The organism is Thiocapsa marina 5811, assembly GCF_000223985.1.
In the GTDB taxonomy this organism is placed as follows: Bacteria; Pseudomonadota; Gammaproteobacteria; order Chromatiales; family Chromatiaceae; genus Thiocapsa; species Thiocapsa marina.
This window is the reverse complement of sequence record NZ_AFWV01000003.1, coordinates 410089-417433: the sequence shown is the minus strand read 5'-3', so window position 1 is coordinate 417433 and position 7345 is coordinate 410089. Positions and strand designations below refer to the sequence as shown.

5 protein-coding genes and 1 pseudogene are annotated in these 7345 nt (G+C 59.5%); 4 read left to right on the top strand and 2 right to left on the bottom strand.

Features of this window, described 5'->3' with window-relative positions; genetic code table 11:
- A partial coding sequence (locus THIMADRAFT_RS06270; protein WP_407635142.1) for an ISAzo13-like element transposase-related protein occupies window positions 1–319 on the top strand: 319 nt, incomplete at its 5' end.
- A 350-nt stretch (window positions 320–669) separates the two neighbouring features.
- Here THIMADRAFT_RS06270 and THIMADRAFT_RS06265 read toward each other — a convergent pair.
- A pseudogene (locus THIMADRAFT_RS06265) lies at window positions 670–1110 on the bottom strand (NAD(+)--dinitrogen-reductase ADP-D-ribosyltransferase); the annotation flags it as partial.
- Between the two features lie 243 nt (window positions 1111–1353).
- Between THIMADRAFT_RS06265 and THIMADRAFT_RS26480 the strand changes: the two are divergent.
- On the top strand, window positions 1354–3204 hold the full coding sequence (locus THIMADRAFT_RS26480; protein WP_007192141.1) for a right-handed parallel beta-helix repeat-containing protein: 1851 nt from the start codon (window positions 1354–1356) through the stop codon (window positions 3202–3204).
- Window positions 3205–3597: 393 nt separating this feature from the next.
- Here THIMADRAFT_RS26480 and THIMADRAFT_RS06255 read toward each other — a convergent pair whose 3' ends face one another.
- Complete coding sequence (locus tag THIMADRAFT_RS06255) at window positions 3598–4446, bottom strand: NAD(+)--dinitrogen-reductase ADP-D-ribosyltransferase (RefSeq protein WP_007192140.1); 849 nt, start codon at window positions 4444–4446, stop codon at window positions 3598–3600.
- 179 nt (window positions 4447–4625) lie between these two features.
- Between THIMADRAFT_RS06255 and nifH the strand changes: the two genes are divergently transcribed.
- Window positions 4626–5510, top strand: a complete 885-nt coding sequence (gene nifH / locus THIMADRAFT_RS06250; RefSeq protein ID WP_007192139.1) for a nitrogenase iron protein — start codon at window positions 4626–4628, stop codon at window positions 5508–5510.
- 312 nt (window positions 5511–5822) lie between these two features.
- A complete protein-coding gene (nifD, locus tag THIMADRAFT_RS06245) occupies window positions 5823–7307 on the top strand; it encodes a nitrogenase molybdenum-iron protein alpha chain (protein WP_007192138.1) in 1485 nt (494 codons plus the stop codon).
- Window positions 7308–7345: the final 38 nt, after the last annotated feature.

Genomic DNA, 7345 nt, shown 5'->3' with positions numbered 1-7345 from the left:
CTTGGGCGTGCGCCTGCGCATCGCCCACTATCCTCCTTATACCTCCAAGTGGAACCCCATCGAACATCGCCTGTTCAGCCAGGTCGAGCGCGCTTGGAGCGGGGTCATGCTCGACTGCCCGCAGACGGCTCTGCGCACCGTCGAGCAGACGCGCACACAAACGGGGTTGAGCGTGACCGCGCGGATCCTCGACGCGACCTACGAGATCGGCCGTACGTGTTCCGACACCTTCCGCGACGTCAAGGATCGGTTCATTCGCCACGATTGCGTGAACGGACAATGGAACTACCTCGTCGATCCAAATGGGTTCGCTTGTTAAAATGTTTAACTAGTTTTTGAACCGTTACTTGATCTAAAGTGTTCAAGATTACATGTGCGATCTTTTGTACTAGGCTGCACGCAGCCTGGTACCCAGGTAGCCTCAAATGATGTATCTCAACGAATGCCCCGCCGACACAGCTCACCCCCTTGGAGCAAGACACAAAAAATCCGAACCCCTCGATCTCTCAAGGCGATTCGGCTTGAGTCGAGTCCATGACCTTCGTTTCCTCCGTGACGGATTTGAAAAATATAGCACATGACTTCAGGGAAAGAGTCGAGTGCGTCACAGGCTCGCGGATCACCCACCCCCGTCCCACCCCCGTCCCACGCCCTACACCCTCGCGGACCTCAAAGCGTACTAATCGAAACCTCATACACCCCCCCAACCACCACAAACTCATCCTCCCCCTTCAACATCCCCGGCAGCAACCGGTTGAAGAAGAAGATCTTCGGCAGGGGCACCTCCGCGATCAGGATGTAGTCCCCGAACTCGTCGGCGCGCTCGCGGCTGCTGGTGAAGCTGTTGAGGTTGTTGAAGAGCACCCGGTAGCGCCCGCCGCCGAGGGTTTCGAGGATCTCGTGCTCGTCGATGCGGTTGATGCCGCGGTAGAGGCTGAGGTGGGTCTCTTCGGGGTGGGCCTGGAGGAGCTCGTACTGACAATAGGTATAGAGGAGGTCGAGCTGGGCCTCGAGGGCGTTGGTGGCGTAGAGGCCGCGGGTGCCCTCGGTGACATAGAGCTCGTACGCCTCGCTGTGCCTGCCCTGGAGTGGGCCGGCGTGGTGGCGGGCGTGTTGGCAGTAACAATGTCGCACTTCTCGACTGACACGAGCGTGCTTGGGTGCGAGAAGATACGGAGCGCCATTGATCCGGATCAACTAAATGGTGATCCATCCGCTCTTTTCGTCATTCTCTTGACGCAGGTCACTGTAATTCCATCCCAGATTTTTCCAGAAAGCACGCCTTCAGGGGCTGCTGTTATACTTTAATTGAGTGAGCAAGTACGAGAACGAGATCAAGCGGGAGGACATATCATGTACTTACGCATCGAAAATCGATCAATCTGGTGGCTTGCAGCAACGCTTATTGGACTTTCAGTGCTGATGCCGGCTGCGAGAGCGGATTTGACCTTCGAGGTCGCCACAGAGAGAGAGTTAAACGACGCCATCATGGCTGTCAATGCTGGAGGAGCAGGCACACATAGCATCACCTTTACCACCAACATCGAGCAATCGAGTGTGGTCTTTTCACCTGTAGGGAATAACGTCGCGGACGAGATCATCATTGATGGGGCGGGGTATGCACTTACCGGAAACGGCAGTAGTACCGTATTACGCTTCAAGGGTAAGGGTACTATTGCGACGCTGCGAGACATCAGCATCACAGGGGGATACGCGTCGAGCGGCGGTGGTTTGAGTTGCGACGACGCTACCTTGACTATTGAGAACGCACGAATTGCTGAAAATGGCGCTGATTCCGGCGGTGGTCTCTGGAGTCAAGGGTGCGATCTGAACTTAGTGCACACCACCTTCGAGAACAATTCAGCCGACCCCGGTGGCGGTATCTGGTTCGGACCCGGAAAGCTGAATGGCAACGTATTGTCTGCGACTGATTCGGCATTTCGAGGTAATAGCGGAAGTACTGGAGGCGCCGTATATGCAGCTCCGTGTAAATCTGGGCAGGTAACGTTAATGGTCTTCACCGACAGCGCGATTGAGGAAAATAGCGCCTGGGTTGGCGGTGGGCTTTATTGTGGGGCTGGAGCAACGCAGACTCGTCTGGAGAACAGTCAAGTGCGGAGCAATAATGCGACATCTTGGGGCGGAGGCGGAGGTGGTATCTTCGCTGACAAGGGCTGCCACCTCGAGCTAACAGGAACAACCGTGAGCGGTAACTCGTCCCACAAGAATAGCTCTGGGGGCGGTATCTACAGCAACGGGGCGAACGTCTTAGTCAGCGCTTCCACCGTCTCGGATAACTCCGCGGAGCGTAATGGGGGCGGGCTGTACAATTACCAGGGTGATGTTCGAATCATTAACAGCACCTTCAGCCGGAATAGCGCCTTAGACGGAGGTGCCATTGACAATTCGAACTCGCTACGAATGGAATACTCGACTATTGCTGAGAACAACGCAAAAACCGGAGGTATTCGAAGCGACGGTAAAGCGACTGCACTCGCTTCTTTGCTGACTGATAATTTGGGATCCAATTGCAGGGGCAAAGTTATCTCGCTGGGGTACAACCTGAGCAGCGACGGAAGCTGCCTCTTCAATGCCACCGGTGATATCCAAAACGGCGACGCAGCGCTGGAACCCCTAGCCGACAACGGCGGACCCACGCTGACCCATGCACTCGGTGCCTGGAGCGAGGCGCTCGACCGCGTTGGGGACGGGAAACTGTGCGGAGTTCCAGAAACGGATTACGCCGTGGATCAACGCGGTGTCCCAAGGCCGCAGAACAAAAAGTGCGATACGGGCGCCTACGAGGTCATCCCGAACAACAATCCGATTTGCGACGCGGCGTATGCTCGCCCCAGGCTGCTTTGGCCTCCAAACCACAAGTTCGAGGCTATAGAAATCCTCGGGGTCACCGACCCGGACGGCGATCCAGTGACGATCAGTGTTTGGCAAACACTCCAGGACGAGCCTGTGGACAGCGAGGGTGACGGAAGCTTCATGCCGGACGCGATCATTGCGGACGGTTCTGCTGAGATTCGGGCGGAGCGCATGGGGGGAAGCGACGGACGCGTGTATGAAGTCAGCTTCACCGCTTCGGATGGGCAAGGCGGCCAGTGCGATGGGGCAGTCGATTTGAGTGTGCCGCACGACCGCAAAAACGAACCAATCGCCGGAGAAGACTGGTACGATTCGACACTTGCCTGGTAACTAGGCAACAAGCGGAGCCCGGCGTTAGCCGGGTTCCAGGGAGGGATCCGACGTCCGCTTGATGTGTGAGGATCCCATGACGATTGGAAGCATCTGGATATCAAAATCAACCAACCGGGTAAGATCGGCGTGTTCCGGACCAGCAAGAACTGGGGACGGACAACAATTTCCGCGCGAGAAACAAAAATTCGTTCGCCCCGCCTATGGCACTAGGTATGTCGGCAGCTGATCCAATAGGCTGCGATTCCGGTCAGGCGCTGACATCGATGGCTCCAAGCAACCGGCTTTAAGGCAGCACGGCCAAGAATCCCAATCGGATATCCCTCGATAAGGTCGCGGACCACCCGCCCCCGTTCCACTCCATCCCCGCCCAACCCCCTCCTACCCCAAGCCTCACAGCGTACTGATCGAAACCTCATACACCCCCCCAACCACCACAAACTCATCCTCCCCCTTCAGCATCCCCGGCAGCAACCGGTTGAAGAAGAAGATCTTCGGCAGGGGCACCTCCGCGATGAGGATGTAGTCCCCGAACTCGTCGGCGCGCTCGCGGCTGCTGGTGAAGCTGTTGAGGTTGTTGAAGAGGACGCGGTAGCGCCCGCCGCCGAGGGTTTCGAGGATCTCGTGCTCGTCGATGCGGTTGATGCCGCGGTAGAGGCTGAGGTGGGTCTCTTCGGGGTGGGCCTGGAGGAGCTCGTACTGACAATAGGTATAGAGGAGGTCGAGCTGGGCCTCGAGGGCGTTGGTCGCGTAGAGGCCACGGGTGCCTTCGGCGACATAGTGCTGGTAAGCCTCGCTGTTGCGCCCTTGGAGCGGGCCGGCGTGGTGGCGGGCGAGCAGGCCGAAGCGGCTCTCGACCCAGCGCTTGAGGATGGCGCCTTCGCGGCCGTCCGAGTCGAAGGACCAACCGCGCGCCATGCGCAGATAGTTGGCGTTGATCCGCTTTTTCTTGGTCTTGCCCTTCCCGAGACCGGCCTCGTCGAGATGATCCAGAAGGAAGTGGGCGCTGACGTAGTCCTGAAAGGCTTGGGCGCGCGCCGTGTGTTGGGCGATCGGCGCCAGCGTTCGGAAGAGATCCGCGTGGAAGTGGCGGATGCCGTCGAGCTCCAACGGGACCGGGTGTTGTTGGTAGGTCAGGCTGCCCAGGATCACGGCCGGCAGGTTGCAGTGATTGATGGGAAGGCGGGCGTTGGCCGGGAGCGTGGCGGGCGGCGGTTGTTGGGTTTGTCGGTTGTTATCCATACATGCCTTGCGGCTTTGTCGGGGATGCCACCAAACCGGCAACATCCGTGGGCGGTGAAAGACTCCATGAGAAACAGCATGATGGAGCGCATCAAGGTGGTTGGCACATGGTTTGCTGTAAGGCTCGTGAGGCAAATTTGTTCAACGCCCGCGAGAGCGGACCTACAGGAGACCACCCCATGGCTATGCGTCAATGTGCCATCTACGGCAAAGGCGGAATCGGCAAGTCCACGACCACTCAGAACCTCGTGGCCGGTCTCGCCGAGCTCGGCAAGAAGGTCATGATCGTCGGTTGTGACCCCAAGGCCGACTCCACGCGCCTGATCCTGCACGCCAAGGCACAGAATACCATCATGCAGATGGCCGCCGACGCCGGCTCGGTCGAAGACCTGGAGCTGGAAGACGTACTCAAGGTCGGCTACGGCAACATCAAGTGCGTCGAGTCGGGCGGCCCGGAGCCGGGCGTGGGTTGCGCCGGTCGCGGTGTCATCACGGCCATCAACTTCCTCGAAGAGGAAGGCGCCTATGAAGACGATCTGGACTTCGTCTTCTACGACGTGCTCGGCGACGTGGTCTGCGGCGGATTCGCCATGCCGATCCGCGAGAACAAGGCGCAAGAGATCTACATCGTGTGCTCGGGCGAGATGATGGCCATGTTCGCGGCCAACAACATCGCCAAGGGTATCGTGAAGTACGCAAGCTCCGGCTCGGTGCGTCTGGCCGGCCTGATCTGCAACAGCCGCAACACCGCCCGCGAGGACGAGCTGATCATGGAGCTGGCCCGTCAGCTGGGCACCCAGATGATCCATTTCGTGCCGCGCGACAACGTCGTTCAGCGCGCAGAGATCCGCCGCATGACGGTCATCGAGTACGACCCCAAGGCCAAGCAGGCCGACGAGTACCGCACGCTGGCGAAGAAGATCATCGACAACAAGATGTTCGTGGTCCCCACGCCGATCACCATGGATGCGCTCGAAGATCTGCTGATGGACTTCGGTCTGATGGACGGCGAGGACGAGAGCATCGTCGGCAAGACGGCTGCCGAAGAGGCGGTCGCGGCCTGAACCACGTCTTTCGGTGACATCTGATGTCTTCGTAGGGCTTGGGCCTTGGTGGTCCCTGCTGCCCTCGGCGGGGCGCGGTTCAGGATGATTCGAGACTTAGGGATGAGTCGGCGCGCGGCTTGGCGATGAAGGGTGCGGGGATCGAGGTCTCGCTTGGATGAAGACAACGCAGGTCATGCCGGAGCGGGTTTAGTACGGGAATTGTTGTTTTGAATGGACGCGGCGGATCGATGCCGCGGCCCCTTGTTCATCCATTTCTCACCGCGCGGCCGTCGGCGGATTTGCCGCGGCGCCGAATCGAGGAAAGCCAGTATGTCAGCATTGACTCGCGAAGAGACCCAAGCCCTCATCCAAGAGGTGCTCGAGGTCTATCCTGAAAAGGCGAAGAAGGATCGCGCCAAACATTTGGCGGTCAACGACCAATCGGTCGAGCAGTCCAAGAAGTGCATCACCTCCAACCGCAAGTCGCTGCCGGGCGTCATGACCGTGCGCGGCTGTGCCTACGCCGGCTCCAAGGGCGTGGTCTGGGGTCCGATCAAGGACATGATCCACATCTCGCACGGACCGGTCGGCTGCGGCCAGTACTCGCGCGCCGGTCGCCGCAACTACTATGTCGGCCACACCGGCATCAACACCTTCGGCACCATGAACTTCACCTCGGATTTCCAGGAGAAGGACATCGTGTTCGGCGGCGACAAGAAGCTCGACAAACTGATCAGCGAGATCGAGGGGCTCTTCCCGTTGAGCAAGGGGATCAGCGTCCAGTCCGAATGCCCGATCGGCCTGATCGGCGACGACATCGAGGCGGTGTCCAAGAAGCAGAGCAAGGCACTCGACAAGCCGGTCGTCCCGGTGCGCTGCGAGGGTTTCCGCGGCGTGTCTCAGTCCCTCGGGCATCACATCGCCAACGATGCGATCCGCGATTGGGTCATCGGCAACCGTGACGGCGACGAGTCCTTCCAGGTCGGCCCCTACGACGTGGCGGTGATCGGCGACTACAACATCGGCGGCGATGCCTGGTCCTCGCGCATCCTGCTCGAAGAGATGGGTCTGCGCGTGGTCGCCCAGTGGTCCGGCGACGGCACCCTCTCGGAGATGGAGCTGACCCCCAAGGTCAAGCTGAACCTGATCCACTGCTACCGCTCCATGAACTACATCTCCCGTCACATGGAAGAGAAGTACGGGGTGCCGTGGATGGAGTACAACTTCTTCGGCCCGACCAAGATCGCGGAGTCGCTGCGCAAAATTGCCGCTGCATTCGACGAGACCATCCAGGCCAACGCCGAGAAGGTCATCGCGAAATACACGGCCGAGTACGAGGCGATCATCGCCAAGTACCGCCCGCGCCTGGAAGGCAAGAAGGTCATGCTCTATGTCGGGGGCTTGCGTCCGCGCCATGTGATCGGCGCCTACGAAGACCTCGGCATGGAAGTCGTCGGCACCGGATATGAATTTGCCCACAACGACGACTACGACCGCACCATCAAGGAGATGGGCAACGCGACCCTGCTCTACGACGACGTCACGGGCTACGAGTTCGAAGAGTTCGTCAAGAAGGTCAAGCCCGACCTGATCGGCTCCGGCATCAAGGAGAAGTACATCTTCCAGAAGATGGGCATCCCCTTCCGCCAGATGCACTCCTGGGACTATTCCGGCCCGTATCACGGCTATGACGGCTTCGCCATCTTCGCCCGCGATATGGACATGACGATCAACAACCCGTGCTGGAAGAAGTTGCAGGCGCCTTGGCAGCAGCCCGCTGATCAAGAGGCTGCACCGCTGGCCGCCAGCGCCTGATCGAAAGCCTCCGGCCTCCGGCCACCAGCCGCCCGCCT